This window comes from Nitrosospira multiformis, from assembly GCF_003050865.1.
GTDB lineage: Bacteria > Pseudomonadota > Gammaproteobacteria > Burkholderiales > Nitrosomonadaceae > Nitrosospira > Nitrosospira multiformis_E.
Window position 1 is genome coordinate 118,439 of the sequence record NZ_QAOK01000005.1, and the last position, 16,523, is coordinate 134,961.

A 16,523-nucleotide genomic window follows, 5' to 3' on the forward strand; every position below is an offset into this window, starting at 1 on the left:
CTATAAGTCCTGTTCTTGCAACTGCTCGAATGGCCCTGGCGCAGGGCCAGACAGTGGCAGTTGCAGGTAAAAGACAGCACCGGCACCTACCTGGCTTTCCGCCCACACACGTCCTCCCATACGCTCCATTGCTTTTTGCACCATTGCAAGCCCGATGCCTGTCCCCGGATATTCTTCGGCCCGTTGCAAGCGCTGGAATATCTCAAAAATTTTGCCGTAAAAACGCATATCGAATCCGATGCCGTTGTCGCGCACGCAAAGAATGCAATTGCTATCCGAAGTCCAGGCGCGGATTTCGATGACAGGCTCCGGAGCGTGCATGGAGAACTTGAGGGCGTTATCGACCAGGTTACGTAGAGCGATTGCAAGACCATCGGGATCAGCGCGAACGTGGAAATCATCCACACTGACAATGAGGCGCACGTTTTGCAGACTATCCTCGAACTGGGCCAACACCTTTGATACGAAGGCGGGAAGCCTGATGACAGTCGAAGACAGTTTTCTACGCTCGAGTTTTGAGTAGGAGAGCAGATCTTCGATTAAATCCGTCATATGCGTGGTGGCTGAACGGACATTTGTCAGGAAACTGCGACCTTCCTCGTCGAAGCGTTCGTAGTAGTTTTCCAGCAGCAGTCTGCTGTACCCGGCTATGCCGCGCAGGGGCGCTCTCAGATCATGAGATACCGAATAACAGAAATTTTCAAGTTCCTTGCTCTTGGCAAGAAGCTGGGCGGTACGCTCATTCACCTTGTATTCAAGATTAACCTTCGCATCACGCAGGGCTTCTTCAGCCTGTTTGCGCTCGGTGATATCCTTGATGGTAAGAAACGCCAGTCCTTTACTGTTCTCGTAGTGCAAAACCGTTCCAGAATAACTGAAGATTCTCAACCACTCTTTATCCAGACGCCTGATGCGCAGTTCCAGATCATGCAGGTGCTCGCCCCGGAGAATGCGCGGCAAGGGCCATTGATCAACAGGCACGACGTTGCCCTCGGTGGTCGACAACTCATAAAAGCGGGCAAAACTATGAAGGTTGCCTAAGATCTCTTCCGCACTGTCGACCTCATGCATTCGCAAAGCGGCGGGATTCCAGTGGAGGAGATTACGATTGAAATCGGAGATGACAAGCCCCTCGGTCATATGCTCCATCACCACCTGAAGCCGCTTTTCTGTCTCACGCTGCGCCTCTTCCCAGAGTCTCTGATCATGGACATCGGTATTGGTCCCGAACCACTGCACAACCTGACCTTCCTCGTTTCTTAACGGCTCGGCGCGGGTCAGAAATACCCGGAGCTTCCCGTCCGCGCCGCGCAGTGGAATTTCCATATCGAGCGGCTGCTCGGCAGCAGTAGCCTCATTCCAACGTTTTGTTACCTCCGGCAGCAGCTCGGGATCGTGGACCTTTTGCCAGCCCCAGCCCATCATCTCTTCGGGAGTAGTTCCGGTATAGTCATACCAGCGCTGGTTGTACCAGGACCTGGATCCATCCGTCTCCGCTATCCATGCAAGCTGCGGGAGGGTATTGATCATTGTCCGGAATCCCGCCTCATTTGCACGCAACTTGGCCTCGGCGCGGCGGCGGGCGCTGAGATCGAACGCCATCGCAAGAAATTGCACTTGCTCAGGCCGCGGGGACAACTCCAGGTGAACCTCGACCGGGTAATGCGTACCATCCGCACGCAGATGTGTCGCCTCGAAAACCAGGATTTCTTTCTCACCCTTCACGAGTGGATCAATCAGAGCGCGGAACGATGCCTCGTCAAACTCCCGTTCGACTTCCAGCAGCGTCATTTTTTGCAGTGAATCCATGCTGTAGCCAAGATTGCGCCGGGCTCCCCGGCTGGCATACTCGAAATGCAGCGTCTGAGCATTCAGCAGATAAATTTCGTTCAGACTCTGCTCGAGAATTTCTGCAATCGGGGTACGGACATTCTCCACAGTGGCAAGACGGGTCATATCGCGAGCGTTCTCAGAAGCGAACGCAACACTCCCTGTGTAGTTTTGGTTTAGGGATATCATTACGGAAAAACCTGATGCTCTTTTGCAAGAACGATTCGACTCGGAAAAAACTCGGAAAAAACAGAGCTATGAAACCCTAAAACGGGCTGGATGAATAGCTGTAAGATTTTACAGGTTGGCAGGATGAAAATTAGGCTTGAGTGTTTTTGAGTGTTTGACCGAAACCTTCCCGCAGACCGAAAGGGACAGAACGAAAACAGCCTGATCTGTAAATTTCCCCTATTCTTGGGGAGGGGAGCGCGTCTCTTAAAGCCATACCACCCCTGTCTCACCGCGTCATAAACTTGTGTTTGGCGGATGGAAAGCGTTCTTTCCAGCTGCAGGAAATTGCAAGGGCTGAAGAAACAGTTGTCGACAATTTAATCAACATGGGACTTATCATCCCCGCTCGGAGATAAATATGCAGGAACTGAATGCAACCTGGACCGCGCTGAAACTCGGCGGTTTTACCGTTGTGCCGCTGTCTTTGCTGGCGGTGATCGCATTGGCGATCATGCTTGAAAAGGCCTTCATCTATTGGAAGTTTGCCCGCCTGTCTCACGACCTGCTGAACCTGGTTGAGACTTACGGCTTTGCATGGGCCGATCTGGAAAAAATACTCTCCGGATTGGATGATCGCCACTATTACAAGCGCTTCTTCGAGGTCGTAATCAGTAACAGACATCATCCGTCCTGGTGGACAGAGTCGCGCGCGGCAGACGAAGCCCAGTTAATCGAGACATCGCTGGGACGCCGGTTGTGGGTGCTGGAAACGATCGTCACCGCCGCGCCTCTGCTCGGGCTTGTTGGAACGGTTATCGGCATGATGCGCGCCTTCCAGGTCATTGGCGGCGAAGGGGTGGTCAACCCCACTGCCGTGACGGGAGGAGTAGCCGAAGCGCTTATCGCCACCGTCGTCGGCCTCCTGATTGCGCTGATTGCGCTCTTCGGCTTCAATTACTTCTCCCGCCTTCAATCTCAAACGATGGATGAGATGGAACGGCTGGGCACGCGCCTCATCGATCATATTCGCCTGGATCAGGAGGAGAGCAGTCATGAAGCGGCGTAAATCCAGGGAGTACCGCAGGGGGCGCATCGAAATCATCCCGATGATCGATGTGATGTTTTTCCTGCTTGCCACATTCATGCTATCGTCATTATCGATGCAGAACCTCGATTCCCTGCAGGTGAATCTGCCGCAAGGCGAGGCCGAGAAACTCAGCGCAAAAACGCCGGTTACATTGACCTTGACGAGGGACAGCAAAATCTTTGTCAACCGCACGCCCGTGACTCTGGAAACGCTGGGTGACACCCTCAAACCACTGCTGCGCGATTCCGAACAGAAAGTGGTGGTATCGGCAGACAGCGACGCACCGCAAGGAATTGTCGTGCAGGCGATGCTGCGTGCCCGTAGTGCGGGTGCACAGCACTTCCTGATCGCCGTCAAACACGAGTAATCCCGAACGATGAAGGCCCGATCGAGGGAAATCCCCATCTGGTGGCCCCTGCCGCTGGCGTCTGTCCTCTGGGTGCTCATCATCTGGGCGTTCGGGTTCTTTCTCACCGCGCCCGAGGTGGAGATCAAGGGACCTCCTGCGATCGAAGCCAGCTTCGTGGAACTCGCCGAAGAGACACCGGAACAGAAGGCACCGCCGCCCGCCCCTCCCAGTCCCAGGATACCTCCTGCACCCAAGCCTCCCTCCAAGCGTCAGCCCCAATCGCGACTGGGAGAAGGAGGAACCAAGCCGCTGAAACCCAAACGGGAAAAAGCAATGGAAAACCGTGAGGGCAGCAAGGAACGCACGCCGGTTCAGAAAAATGTTCCGCAGGCTTCTCCAGAGACTGAACGCCCGAAAGATCTGCTGGCGTATATGAACGAGGCGCGGGAGCGGCGCCGGGCAAGCGGAATTTTCGAGGATGAACCCGTTGAACCTGAGGCGATCGAACGCGAGCCTTCCGAAGAAGAACTGCGCATGGCCAATGTGATGCGTAATCTCAAGGAGCCCGGCGCAAGTGGGATATTCCAGATCATCAGGATGGGGCCGCGAACGGCACAGTTTCTGTTTCGTGCCTGGAAGAAGGATAGCAGCGTTCCCCGCCGGGAGGTGGTGGAAGTCGATGCGGGGCCGGGTGGCGATATTCAACGGGCCATCGTTCGAAAAATGATCGAGCTGATCCGGCAATACCACAAAGGGGATTTCAACTGGGAATCCTATCGTCTCGACCGTGTGGTCGTCCTCTCCGCTCGACCCGAAGACAGCAAGGGCCTGGAGGATTTCCTGATACGCGAGTTTTTTGGAGAGGAGGCTGCGCCGCGAGGGCGATGAAGATCGCCTGCCTGACGGCGAAGCTGTCCGCTATCCCATGTACTATATTAAGATGGAAGCAAATGGCGGGCGAAGCCCGTCCTACACCGGTGATATCGGGCGATCGGCGGAACGGCGTTGTCCTACTTTCCCCCCCGGCTTACAGTCTTGTTCACGTCACCTTTCAGATATTTGTCCAGAAACTCCAGTATTCGCCAATTGGCCTCGATCTGGTTCTTTTTCTTGGTAAAACTGTGGCCTTCATCAGGGAAAACAATGTACTCCACCGGAACACCATGCTTTCTGACTGCCTCCACCATTTCATCGCTCTCGGCCTTGACCACGCGCGGATCATTGGCTCCTTGAATGACCAACAAAGGCTTTCGTATTTCCCTGGCGTGGAACAGCGGGGAAGTCGCAACAAGAAAATCGATATCCGCCACCGGGTCTCCAATTTCATCATGAATGGCTTTGCGGACGGACTCCCAGTAAACAGGAATGCTCTCCAGGGTGTGCAGCCAGTTGCTGACACCGAAAATGTCCACTCCCACCTTGAAAGCTTCAGGCCGGAATGCGAGGGCTGCAAGCGTCATGTAGCCGCCATAGCTCGCGCCCATGATGCCGATGCGCTCATGGTCGATGTAACCGAGACTGGCCAGAAAGGGCTTCGCTTCCACACAATCCCACAAGGGCTCTCGTCCGTGCTTGCGGTTGGCTGCAGTAAAGAAGGTTTTACCATAGCCGGAGCTTCCCCGGTTATTGATGCCCAGCACGGCATACCCGTGGTTCACGAGGTACTGAATCTGCGCGCTGTAACCCCGCATGGTCTGCCCGCCAGGTCCTCCATGAACGTACACGATCGCAGGCACCTTGTTAGTGTCTGATGCTTCATGCGGCTTGTAATAGATGGATGGAATCACCATTCCATCGAAGGATCGGAACCGCACCACTTCCGCCTCCACCAGATGTGATGGATCGATCTCCTTGTTCAGGCTCTGCGTGAGCTGGTGGAACTGCCCGGTGCTGAAATCGTGCACGAACAGATTATCGGGAGAGCGATCGCCATTTACATAGAAGGCCATGCGCGCACTGCTTTGCGAAAAGACCACCCCGCGGATTTCTCCTTCGGGCAGTGCTGGCAGTTTTACAGGTTTTTCCCTTTCTCCATCCTCAATTTCGACAACACGAATGACGATACTCCCATCTTCGTTGATGCCCGTTACGCGAAATCGGCCATCGCGTGAAAAATAGGTGTACATCACGTCCCACTCAGCGCTCTCGTGGCCGCAGACGACCCCGGAGGTGAGATCATAGGTGCACAAATGCTTGAATTCGCTTCCCTCCGTGGTAAGAAAGAAGAGTTTGCGCGAGGCGGGGTCGAAGGTTTCAGCACGGAAACTGATGGAACCTTCATGCGGCGTGAGGTGCCTTACTTCCTGTTTTTCGACATCGAACAGGTAAATGTCACTATCCGATGCAGTATGCGACCGGTTCAGCGCAATCCAGCGCTCGTCGCGGCTGATGGGACCAAGATCGAACCCCTGGTGATTCTTGTACAGCAAGGTTCGCGCAAAAGTCTCGGCATCGTAACGGTATACATCGAAGAATCTGGCATCGCGCTCGTTGGTGGCGACGTAAAAAGCATGTCCATCAAGGCTCCAGCCTATGAATTGCGCCTTGAGCTTCTCCCCCGGTGTCAGGTCTTCCTCCTCGCCGTCGGGGGCAAGCAGGAACAGATGATAATTTTCATCACCATGATAATCCCGCGTGATCAGTACCCGATCATCGTGCGGAAAGAAGCTGACCGAAAACGTGGTATCGATGGTGGAGCGGGTCAGTGGCTCGGCCGTACCGCCCATCACTGGGAGCGTATAAGCATTGAAAATGCCCGACTCATTGCTGCTGAACAGGATGCGCTCTTCATCCGCGCTGAACGATCCCCCCATTATTGAGATCGTCGCCATGAATTGTTCGATGGTATAGCGTTTCATATCGAGAGTCCCTCAATGCTGGTTTGGATTTTGGTTTGGATTAGAGCTGAATAGAGGCAAAAGGAGCCGGAGCCGGCGCAATTGTCTGCCCGATTCGCTTATTGACTGGAAACTGGGCAGACATATCAAAAGCACGTCATTGAAATTATATATTAGGTGCCGCACGGAACCGTCCGCCATTTTTCATCATCATCAAGCAGACACTACTGCCAGATGATGCGCAGCAGTCGAGTTCAACCGGAAGAAAACGCGGACGGAACGATGACAGCCGAAATTCACGATGCGAATAGTCCTCATGCTGACATAGAGGAACCCGATCAAAATGGTCTGGAGGAAAGCCTGCATGAGATATTCGGCTTGTCCCACCTGCGTCCCGGACAGAGAGAAGTCATCGAGAGCGTGCTGAACGGGCGTGATACGCTGGCCGTAATGCCCACCGGTAGCGGCAAATCATTGTGTTATCAATTGCCGGCACTCAACCTGCCAGGCACTGCGATTGTCGTTTCACCCCTGATTTCACTGATGAAAGATCAGGCGGAAAAGCTTGAAGAGATCGGAGTTGACGCAGCACAGGTCAACAGTACGCTGAATGCGGAACAGGAGTCGGAGGCGCTGGAGAATATTCGCAGTGCAGATAGCGATGTCGTCTTCGTTACGCCCGAGCGCATATCCGATCCGGACTTCATCACCGACCTGCAGGCCATCCCGACAAATCTGTTCGTCATCGATGAAGCGCACTGTATTTCCCAATGGGGGCACGACTTCCGTCCAGCTTATCTGGGACTGGGAGATGCGATCAAGGCATTGGGGAATCCAACGGTCCTCGCGCTGACCGCGACCGCCACACCGGAGGTTATCGAGGATATTGCGCAACAACTCGGGCGCCCATCCATGCATGTGGTGAACATGGGCATTTACCGGTCCAATCTGAATTATTCAGTGATACAGGTTACGAATCCGGAAGAAAAGTTGGAGAAGCTGCAAGAGCTCATTCAGAAAAACGAGGGAAACAGAATCATTTATACGGCTACGGTGAAAGCAGTGGAAGAGCTTGCCACAGCGCTTGCAGGAACGAATACCGGCTTCGCCCTCTACCACGGCCGTCTGTCGCGAAAAGCGCGTGCGGAAAGTCAGGAATCCTTCATGGAAGGCAAGAGCAAGGTCATGGTTGCGACGAACGCTTTTGGCATGGGAATCGACAAACCTGATATTCGCTTTGTGGTGCACTTCCAGATGCCCGGCACGCTCGAAGCATACTACCAGGAGTCAGGCCGCGGCGGCCGGGACGGCAAAACGGCCGAATGCACGCTGCTTTTCGACGCGCAGGACAAGCGCATACAGCAGTTTTTTCTGGCCCGGCATCATCCCGACCAGGAGGACCTGCACGAAGTGTATAAAGCAATCCAAGACCTGTCTGCGGATCGACCTGTGAGCAAGTTTGAGCGGCTAAAAGAGAAAATCAGCAAATTTTCGGCTCGCAGGCTGCAGGTGATGCTTAGACTGCTGGAAGAAGAAGGCATACTCAGGCGCGACAAGTCGCTGGGCTACCGTCTGCGCAAAAAGGACGTGAAAGCGGAAGACCTTAGCAGACTCGCGGAAGACGCGCACAGGAAAGCGGAGCATGAGCGAGAGGCATTGGAGCGCATGGTATTTTATGCCCAGAGCGGTTTTTGCCGCTGGAAGGTGTTGCTGGAGTACTTTAACGAGGAAGTCGAGTGGAACCATTGCGGCCACTGCGATAACTGCATCAATCCGCCGGAGAACGCGCTTTCAGCACACCCTGTTCAAAGACAGGATAAAACGGGGCAGATGGCCTTTGGCACCGATAAATCGCCCCCCGAGAAGGAGTTGACTGTGGGGGACGAGGTTGAGGTCGAGAAAGTGGGTAAAGGCAAGGTCGTGAGCATCCGCTACGACATGGTGACAGTCCTTTTCCCTGACAGTCAAACACGCACTTTTATGAAAAACTACGTAAGGCTGCTCCAGCAAGCATCGGAGAATAAGGGCGAGTAATTCCTGAGGAGGGTACATGCTGAATGATCCTGTTGTTCTCATCCTGATGTACTTTATTCTGCCGCTTTGGCTGGCGGCCGGATTCGCGGATTGGCTGTGCCACCGCGCCTCTCACATCGAAACCACCAGCGGTGCAAAGGAGTCAGTCTTCCATCTCCTCATGCTTGTCGAAATGGGCCTGCCGTTGCTTGCCGCCATCTTCCTTCAGGTAAACGCCGGCATTATCGCCTTCATGATTGTCGCCTTTTTCCTCCATGAAATCACCGCCCTCTGGGACGTGAGCTATGCGGTAACCGTACGCAGGATCTCACCTGTCGAGCAGCACGTGCACAGCTTTCAGGAGATGATTCCGCTCATGGCAATCCTGCTCTTGATCTCCCGTCACTGGGGGCAATTCCAGGCACTTTTCGGGGTCGGGCCCGAAACACCGCAGTTCGACCTCGCCTGGAAGGAAGAGCAGCTACCGGTAACTTACGTAATCTCCATCATGACGGTTGCGCTGCTGCTCGAGGTCATCCCCTTTGTAGAAGAGTTTTTTCGGGGGCTGCGCGCGAACCACGGCGCGCTTGTGCCGCTCAAGGCTCGTACAGACAATGACGAGGGTCATAGGTGAGAAAAAAGAGTTAGGATTGAGACTTTTCTGTATCGTTGCACCTGATTTGCCACAAAAGCTCTCCATCCTTGTCTGCGGCGCGCATTGGATGGAGGATGATGGGTGTCTGCTGGTCAATGAGCACGTAGCCATCCTTGCAAATTTCATTGGCGCCCTTCGTCAACGTTCTGGTTGCCCAATCCCGGCTGTTGGCACAAGGCCCCATGCGTGTCTTAATGAAATAATGCGTAGTCCCATCCCTCAATTTCATCGAACTTTGCGTGTATTCAGGCGTGCCTGCACAGGCGTGTAGCAACGGAACGGCCAGCAGTGTAAGGACCTGGATTTTCATGATTTTTCCGAATACGGGCGAGGCTCGATGATACAGGAGAGGGCGAGGCTGGCGGAATGAGGGCGAAAGAACGTTTATTTGATGCCGATCAACATGGAATCCGCCCCAATCAGGGGTTCCACGCGAGTATTGGAAAAACCCGCCTCTTTCATCCATCCCATGCAATCCGCGCCAGTAAAATCAAAACCTCCCGGTGTTTCTATCAGCATGTTCAGGCTCATCATCAGACCGAACGCGTTCTGTGATCGGTCGTCATCTATAATGGATTCATACACGACAAGCGCGCCGCCTGCCGGGAGTGCGTCAAACGCTTTCGCGATGAGCATTTTTTTCGTAGAGAGGTCCCAGTCGTGCAGGATATGCCCCATCAACACGACATCTGCCTTGGGCAGGTCTTCGTCGAAGAAATTACCAGGTACAAAAGAAACTCGATCACCCGCGCCCGCCGCTTGAGCGTACTGCTCGAAAATCGGGCCAACCTCCGGACGGTCGTAACCCATCCCGCGCAAATAAGGATTGGCAAGGGCGATCTGCACAGCGAGGTCCCCCTGTGCCGTGCCGACATCAATGAACGTATGATAGCCCTGCCAGGGAAAGGTACGTGCAATAGCCATGTTCGCCGCGCGGCTCACGCCAGTCATGGCGGCAAGAAACTCCTTTAACCCGGCAGGATCGGCATAAAGCTTCTCGAAGAGATCGGCTTCACCCGTCCTGATTTCGTTTTGCGGTTTGCCAGTCTGGAGCGCCTCGGTAAGATTGCCCCAGATCGGATAGAGCCTGCGGTTCGCCATCTCCAGAATGCCGCCAATGTATGATGGCTTGTTGCGGTCGAGGAACAGATCGGTTTCGGACGTATTGCTGTAACGGTCACCTTCGCGTTTCAGGAAGCCGAGCGCTACAAGGGCATCAAGGAAGTCACGCGCCGCCCGCGGATGCAATCCTACCTTTTCGGTAAGGGTATCCCGGCCCAATGAGCCTTGCGCCAATTGGGTGAACACGTCCAGTTCGACCGCAGAAAGCAGGGTCTTCGCCGGCCAGAAGGCCATACCGGTTTTAAGAATATTTTCCGGGGTAAGCTGGTTTGTCATTTGTTTTCCTGAGCAAATTATAATTGCTAAAAAGCAGAGTATTTCATGTACTCGCACTCGCCAGTTTCTCACCGCAACGCGCGTTACGCCTGTTTCGGTGACTGTTGCCCTGTAAACAGGAAACGGAATTGCGGCTGGATATATCATACCTATGTTGCCCGGATTTGCCATGAGATCAATCCCGAAAGAAGATGCACGGGTCGAATCATCGAGTTTTGCTGAGTGAACCAACTCCTCCTTCAAAGAAACAAGCCTAATTCAATTTCTTCCTTCTGCCTGGGTTCGAGTTTGACGCTCTTGTAAAGGCGTGCTACTTTGAAATCAGCCCCGCGAATTACAAGATTCACAGTACCTCTGTCTGTAATCATCGTCTGAAATACCCCGGAAAGCTTTAGGAATCGAAGCTGCTTCGAGAGTCTGGGATAAGTTGTTTGGTGGTTCATGAGGCGCTCCCGGGCTTCGACTCGTCGACCCGCCTCAATGCGGGAAGCGGTGGGAGTATATCAAGGCAGGCGCTTTGTACTGGTTCAATTCTTCGATCAACAGAGTAGCTATCGAGGATCAGGAAAAGAATCCCAATGAACACGAAACAGCGCGCGATCAGCAAGGATACGTTCGGCCTTTCCGGACAGATTGCCCTGCTAACCGGTGCATCTTCAGGCATAGGCCGCGCTTGCGCCCTCGCGCTGGGTTGCGCAGGCGTGAAGGTGGTAATCAATCACCTTCCTGAGGCCAGCAACGAAGCAGCCAAGGTATGCCAAGAAATAGAAGACGTCGGTGGGGACGCTTTTGCCTATGCCGCCGATGTGAGCAACGAGGCTCAGGTCGCGGCAATGTTCGCGGAGATGGTTGCACGCTTCGGCACCCTCCATATTCTGGTGAACAACGCCGGAATTGAGAGCAGTGCGAAATTCCAGGAGATGACGCTCTCCCAGTGGCAGAAGGTGATCGATGTCAATCTCACCGGAATGTTTCTCTGCTCCCGCGAAGCCATCCGCGAATTCCTGCGACGGGGCGCGCAACCCGACGTGTCACAGGCAAGCGGCAAGATCATATGCATGAGTTCCGTGCATCAGGAGATTCCCTGGGCATTCGAGGCTAACTATGCGGCATCCAAAGGGGGCGTGGACCTGCTCATGCGTTCGCTCGCCCAGGAGTTTGCTCCCCAGAAAATCCGCGTCAACGCGGTGGCTCCCGGCGCCATCCGTACTCCCATCAATCGGTCTGCATGGAGGACTGAAGAGGCGATGAAAAACTTGCTCGATCTTATTCCGTACAAGCGTATCGGTGAACCTGACGATATTGCGCAGGCTGTGCTGTGGCTTGCTTCGGATCTGTCGGATTACATGAACGGAGCGACAATGTTCGTCGATGGTGCAATGTCTGCCTATCCGGCATTCCGGGGTGCGGGATGAGCAAACCGATCGAGGAATACGGGTTCATCGGCAACATGCTGAGCGGAGCGCTTGTCGCCCGTGATGGCTCGATGGATTGGCTTTGCCTTCCACGGTTCGATTCGGATGCATGCTTTGCCGCACTGCTGGGGACATCCAGGCATGGTTACTGGCGGATTTCTCCGGCTGGCAAGAGCAAACGCCCTAGCCGGCGTTATCTGCCCCATGCGCCAATCCTTGAAACCACCTTCGAGACAGAGGGTGGCATCGTGACGCTCGTGGATTTCATGCCGCTTTCTAATGACCCTGAGAGAGTCGACGTCGTCCGCCTTGTACAAGGGGTGTCAGGCAAGGTGGCGATGCGAATGGAACTGGCCCTGCGCTTCGGCTACGGCAAGACTATCCCCTGGGTACGCCGCCGCGACTATGGCATTCATGCCGTTGCCGGGCCGGATGCGGTGGAGTTGGCAACCCCTGTCGCCCTTCGCGGCGAGGACATGCGCACCGTCGCCGAGTTCGAGGTGGGAGAAGGCGATGTCATCCCCTTCACGCTCGCCTATCATCCCCTACATCGGGAGCCCCACTTCATTGACGACAGCAGGATGAGACTCGAGCACACGCTCGCCTGGTGGCGGGAGTGGACCCGCATCTGCCAGCTCTCCGAGTTCGAGGAACCCGGATGGAACGATGCAGTGGAGCGCTCGCTCGTTACGCTCAAGGCGCTTTCCTACCAGCCAAGCGGTGGCATCGTCGCGGCGCTTACGACCTCCCTTCCCGAAGAGATCGGCGGAGTCCGAAACTGGGATTACCGCTACTGCTGGATCCGCGACTCCACTCTCACATTATATGCATTCATGAATGCAGGACGCTTCGACGAGGCCGGGGCATTCAGGGAATGGATGCTCCGAGCTGCCGCTGGCGCCCCTGATCAGATGCAGATCATGTATGGGATCGGGGGCGAACGCCGCCTGACTGAAATCGAACTTCCCTGGCTGCCGGGGTACGAGAACAGCCTCCCTGTGCGCATAGGCAACGGCGCGCACGACCAGATTCAGATAGACGTGTTCGGCGAGCTGATGGACACACTTTATACTGCCCGTAAGTCGCAACTCGGGGCGCATCAGGAAGCCTGGCGGTTCCAGCAAGCAATTCTTTCCCGACTGGAGAGCCTTTGGCGCGGGCCAGACCAAGGCATCTGGGAGGTGCGCGGTGGGGCCAAGCACTTCGTCTATTCGAAAATGATGGCTTGGGTCGCGTTTGATCGAGCCATAAAAGCTGTGGAGCAATTCGGCTTCCCCGGTCCTGTCGGGAAATGGCGCACGCTCCGCGACGAGATTCATCGGGAAGTGCTGGCGCGCGGTTACGATAAGGAGCGAAACACATTCGTGCAGCATTACGACGGCGTGGGACTGGACGCATCCCTGCTGCTGATGGCCGAGGTAGGATTTCTGCCACCGGACGATCCCCGCTTTCGGGGAACGGTAGAAGCCATTGAACGCGACCTGATGGAAGATGGACTCGTGCTGCGCTATCGCGTTGGGGAAACCGAAGACGGACTCCCCGGTGAGGAAGGAACTTTTCTCGTTTGCAGTTTCTGGCTCGCCGATGCCTATACAATGATCGGCCGCGGTCACGACGCGGAAGTTCTTTTCGAGCACCTCCTGTCTCTACGCAACGACCTCGGGCTTCTTGCCGAGGAATACCATCCCCGTCACCGGCGCCAGTTGGGAAACTTCCCCCAGGCGTTTTCCCACGTCGGTTTGATCAATACGGCATACAACCTTCGCCGCATCAATGGCCCCGCACAGCAGCGGGCAGACCGCAGCGCGTCGCCTCATGCCACTCACACCTCCTGGACCGGAACTGCCGACGAGCAGCACCGCGAGCGATCGATAGACTGACCTTCCTTTCAAAGTTCCGTCGCAAGACTTTTTCGACGCGGCGAAACACGGTCCAAAGAAAAGCAGCCTGCCTGCCGACAAGCATCCATAAGCTATAAGGCCACCAGCACTGAAGCTCCCACCTGCTTTTATCCCGCTTTTGTTGTTGAACAGGCTTATTTCAACCTGCCGACTTGTTACTATAGCTCAGCCGCAAGCATGAGTATCTTCGGATGAGTATCTTCGGATGAGTATCTTCGGAATAGCAACACTTTTCTCCCCTGTTTCAAGAGTTTTGGTAAACTCTCGCTTGCCAGCCATTGTCTGAAACTCATCAGGATGCGCAATGTGGAATGAAAAGCCATCCCCGCGTCTTTGCAAGCAAGTGATTTTTCCAGACATTGATCTGTAGGGGAGGTTTGCGGCATTTTATGCAACAAAGCACAAGAACCCGCAGATAATCAGAAAGTTATTGAATTACCAATAACTTGGAGATGTTGGCGGAGAGGGTGGGATTCGAACCCACGTGCCAGGTTACCCTGACCATCTGATTTCGAGTCAGCGCCGTTATGGCCACTTCGGTACCTCTCCAGTGATGAACTATTTTATCAGCTTATCCTATGTTTTTCTCGCGCTTGGACAAGACTCGATGGCAGAATGTTTCCCAATTCTAGTTATCTCTTCTCGATGCGATCCCTTTCTCGTTTTTTAATTGCTATTTTCGGTTGCGGCGCTCTGCTCACTTCCTGTGATTCGTTTGAAAGATCGGTATTGCCGTTCGACAAAACGGATGAGCTGGTAGTGATCACCGTCAATAGTCCGGACACGTATTACGAGAATGCGGAAGGCGGTTATGCCGGGCTGGATTACGACCTGGCCACTGAATTTGCGAAGGACCTGGGAATGAAAGTGAGATTCAAGACAGTGCCCAGGCTGGATAAGGTATGGTCTCTCCTTGAAAGGCACAAAGGACATTTTGCCGCCGGCATGAACATCAGCGCAAAGCACTCGCGGCATGCCGAGTTCGGCCCGATTTACCAGCTCGTACAGCCCCAGCTAGCCTATAACACGGACTACAGCAAGCCAAAAAACCTTCATCAGCTCAGTGGAAGAACTATTCGCATTGCGAAAGGCGTAACTCACGCTGAGCAGTTGAACAAGGCAAAGCACGATGCGCCCGAGCTCAAATGGAAAGAAATGGACCTCACGCCCGACGAACTGCTCGCGAGACTGGCGGAAGGCAAGGTCGATTATGTGGTAGCGGATTCAACCCAGATCAATCTCGCGAAGAATTTTTACCCCAATCTGAACGTAGCGTTCAATTTGGGCGATTCGGTAGGACGAGCATGGGCATTTTCACCATTTGCCGAACAGGCGTTACTGGAGGCGACACAAAAATTCTTCACCCGCATCCAGCAGGACGGCACCTTGACGCGCCTGCTTGACCGATACTATGGACACATAGAACGTCTTCATCATACGGATGTAAATGGCATTCTTGCCAAACGCCGCACCGTTTTGCCTGAGTTGCGCGAACATTTTCATGAAGCCGAAGAGTTGAGCGGCATCGACTGGAGATTGATTGCCGCACTCGCCTATCAGGAATCTCACTGGGACCCCCTGGCGACTTCTCCCTCCAACGTGCGCGGCGTCATGATGTTGACGGAAATCACGGCAGACCGGATGAAAGTGACGGATAGGCTGGATGCGCGGCAAAGCATACTTGCCGGTGCGCGCTACTTCGCATTACTCAAGGATAAGCTGCCCACGCGCATCAAGGAGCCGGATCGCACCTGGATGGCCCTGGCTGCCTATAACCAGGGGCCGAGTCACCTGGAAGATGCGCGCATACTGGCGCAACGGATGGGGTTGAGCCCTGATGCGTGGGTTGACCTGAAAAGAACATTGCCGTTACTGAGCCAAAGCGAGCATTTCCGTGACCTCAAGCATGGCTTTGCGCGCGGGGGTCAGGCGGTGGTATTGGCAGAATCAGTGCGGATCTATTATGAGATTTTGCAGAAATACGAACCTCCGTATTCGTGGGGTTTTCCGATCGTTGCCAGGAAGGAGGATGATGCGTGGCAGGAGTTCTGATGTCTTCCTTCGAAGGCGAAAACAACCGTCTCAAGGCATAATGGACGCGAATAATAGTTATTGAGTGATTGCAGCAGGCAGGCTATATTGAGCCGACATCCTATGAAATTTCCATCGACGTTTTAACTCACGGAGAATGCCATGACCTTACGCTTAGGCGATACCGCACCCGATTTCGAGCAGGAATCCTCCATCGGCAGGATCAAATTTCACGAGTGGATAGATGATTCCTGGGCAGTATTGTTTTCGCATCCCGCCGATTACACGCCGGTGTGCACAACAGAACTGGGAATGACAGCCAAGCTCAAGTCTGAATTCGACAAGCGTAATGTGAAAGCGATCGGGTTGTCGGTCGACCCTGTGGCAAAACATGCCGGATGGATCAAGGATATCGAGGAAACGCAGGGCTGTACCGTCGCCTTTCCCATTATTGCGGACGAGGACAGAAAGGTCGCAGCGCTATATGACATGATTCACCCGAATCAGTCGGAAACCATGACGGTGCGCTCGCTTTTTGTGATTGACCCGAAGAAGAAAGTGCGGCTTATCCTCACCTACCCTATGAGCACCGGACGCAATTTCGATGAGGTGCTGCGAGTGATCGATGCGCTGCAACTGACCGATAACTATACCGTCGCTACCCCGGCCAACTGGAATGACGGCGGTGATGTGATTATCCCGCTGACTATCCAGGGTGAGGAAGTGATCAAGCAGAAGTTTCCGAAAGGCTATACCGCTCCGCGCCCCTATCTGCGCATCACGCCCCAGCCGAATAAGTAAACCAGGGTACTGAATAGTAGCAATAGTAGCATTTG

Annotated in this window: 13 protein-coding genes and 1 tRNA gene; 9 read left to right on the forward strand and 5 right to left on the reverse strand. The window is 54.3% G+C overall.

Annotated features, from left to right (window positions below; genetic code table 11):
* Nucleotides 1–1,956 (reverse strand): PAS domain-containing sensor histidine kinase, encoded by a 1,956-nt coding sequence (locus C8R21_RS04400; protein WP_258192251.1) that lies wholly within the window; start codon nt 1,954–1,956, stop codon nt 1–3.
* 463 nt (nt 1,957–2,419) lie between these two features.
* Between C8R21_RS04400 and C8R21_RS04405 the strand changes: the two genes are divergently transcribed.
* Genes C8R21_RS04405 through C8R21_RS04415 form a run of 3 tightly spaced genes read left to right on the forward strand, consistent with a single transcriptional unit; the run spans nt 2,420 to nt 4,325 of the window.
* Complete coding sequence (locus tag C8R21_RS04405; protein ID WP_107761612.1) at nt 2,420–3,067, forward strand: MotA/TolQ/ExbB proton channel family protein; 648 nt, start codon at nt 2,420–2,422, stop codon at nt 3,065–3,067.
* On the forward strand, nt 3,054–3,455 hold the full coding sequence (locus tag C8R21_RS04410) for an ExbD/TolR family protein (RefSeq protein ID WP_107761613.1): 402 nt from the start codon (nt 3,054–3,056) through the stop codon (nt 3,453–3,455). The genes C8R21_RS04405 and C8R21_RS04410 overlap by 14 nt, the downstream gene beginning before the upstream one ends.
* Nucleotides 3,456–3,464: 9 nt before the next feature.
* Nucleotides 3,465–4,325: a hypothetical protein gene (locus C8R21_RS04415; RefSeq protein ID WP_107761614.1), complete on the forward strand. Its 861-nt coding sequence runs from the start codon at nt 3,465–3,467 to the stop codon at nt 4,323–4,325.
* Between the two features lie 122 nt (nt 4,326–4,447).
* On the opposite strand, the gene C8R21_RS04420 is transcribed toward C8R21_RS04415, so the two are convergent.
* The gene (locus C8R21_RS04420; protein ID WP_107761615.1) at nt 4,448–6,295 is read right to left on the reverse strand and encodes a S9 family peptidase; all 1,848 of its coding nucleotides are present in this window, start codon (nt 6,293–6,295) and stop codon (nt 4,448–4,450) included.
* A gap of 213 nt (nt 6,296–6,508) precedes the next feature.
* Here C8R21_RS04420 and C8R21_RS04425 point away from each other — a divergent pair, with 213 nt between their 5' ends.
* A complete protein-coding gene (locus C8R21_RS04425) occupies nt 6,509–8,308 on the forward strand; it encodes a RecQ family ATP-dependent DNA helicase (protein ID WP_107761616.1) in 1,800 nt (599 codons plus the stop codon).
* Between the two features lie 16 nt (nt 8,309–8,324).
* Nucleotides 8,325–8,921 carry a diguanylate cyclase gene (locus C8R21_RS04430; protein ID WP_107761617.1) on the forward strand — a complete coding sequence of 199 codons (597 nt, stop codon included), beginning with the start codon at nt 8,325–8,327 and terminating at the stop codon, nt 8,919–8,921.
* A 10-nt stretch (nt 8,922–8,931) separates the two neighbouring features.
* Here C8R21_RS04430 and C8R21_RS04435 read toward each other — a convergent pair whose 3' ends face one another.
* Both C8R21_RS04435 and C8R21_RS04440 read right to left on the reverse strand, forming a co-directional pair.
* Complete coding sequence (locus C8R21_RS04435) at nt 8,932–9,252, reverse strand: hypothetical protein (protein ID WP_107761618.1); 321 nt, start codon at nt 9,250–9,252, stop codon at nt 8,932–8,934.
* 74 nt (nt 9,253–9,326) lie between these two features.
* The gene (locus C8R21_RS04440; protein ID WP_107761647.1) at nt 9,327–10,340 is read right to left on the reverse strand and encodes a methyltransferase; all 1,014 of its coding nucleotides are present in this window, start codon (nt 10,338–10,340) and stop codon (nt 9,327–9,329) included.
* Nucleotides 10,341–10,918: 578 nt separating this feature from the next.
* On the opposite strand from C8R21_RS04440, the gene C8R21_RS04450 reads away from it, so the two are divergent.
* Together C8R21_RS04450 and C8R21_RS04455 are read left to right on the forward strand one after the other, a co-directional pair.
* Complete coding sequence (locus C8R21_RS04450; protein ID WP_107761620.1) at nt 10,919–11,755, forward strand: glucose 1-dehydrogenase; 837 nt, start codon at nt 10,919–10,921, stop codon at nt 11,753–11,755.
* Complete coding sequence (locus tag C8R21_RS04455) at nt 11,752–13,635, forward strand: glycoside hydrolase family 15 protein (protein ID WP_107761621.1); 1,884 nt, start codon at nt 11,752–11,754, stop codon at nt 13,633–13,635. The genes C8R21_RS04450 and C8R21_RS04455 overlap by 4 nt, the downstream gene beginning before the upstream one ends.
* Before the next feature lie 477 nt (nt 13,636–14,112).
* Here the strand turns inward: C8R21_RS04455 and C8R21_RS04460 are convergent.
* Nucleotides 14,113–14,205: transfer RNA gene (locus C8R21_RS04460), tRNA-Ser, on the reverse strand.
* Nucleotides 14,206–14,301: 96 nt separating this feature from the next.
* Between C8R21_RS04460 and mltF the strand changes: the two genes are divergently transcribed.
* On the forward strand, nt 14,302–15,708 hold the full coding sequence (mltF, locus tag C8R21_RS04465; RefSeq protein WP_258192252.1) for a membrane-bound lytic murein transglycosylase MltF: 1,407 nt from the start codon (nt 14,302–14,304) through the stop codon (nt 15,706–15,708).
* Nucleotides 15,709–15,849: 141 nt separating this feature from the next.
* Entirely contained in the window at nt 15,850–16,488 is a 639-nt protein-coding gene (locus C8R21_RS04470) for a peroxiredoxin (protein WP_074975586.1), read from the forward strand.
* The last annotated feature ends 35 nt before the right edge of the window (nt 16,489–16,523 follow it).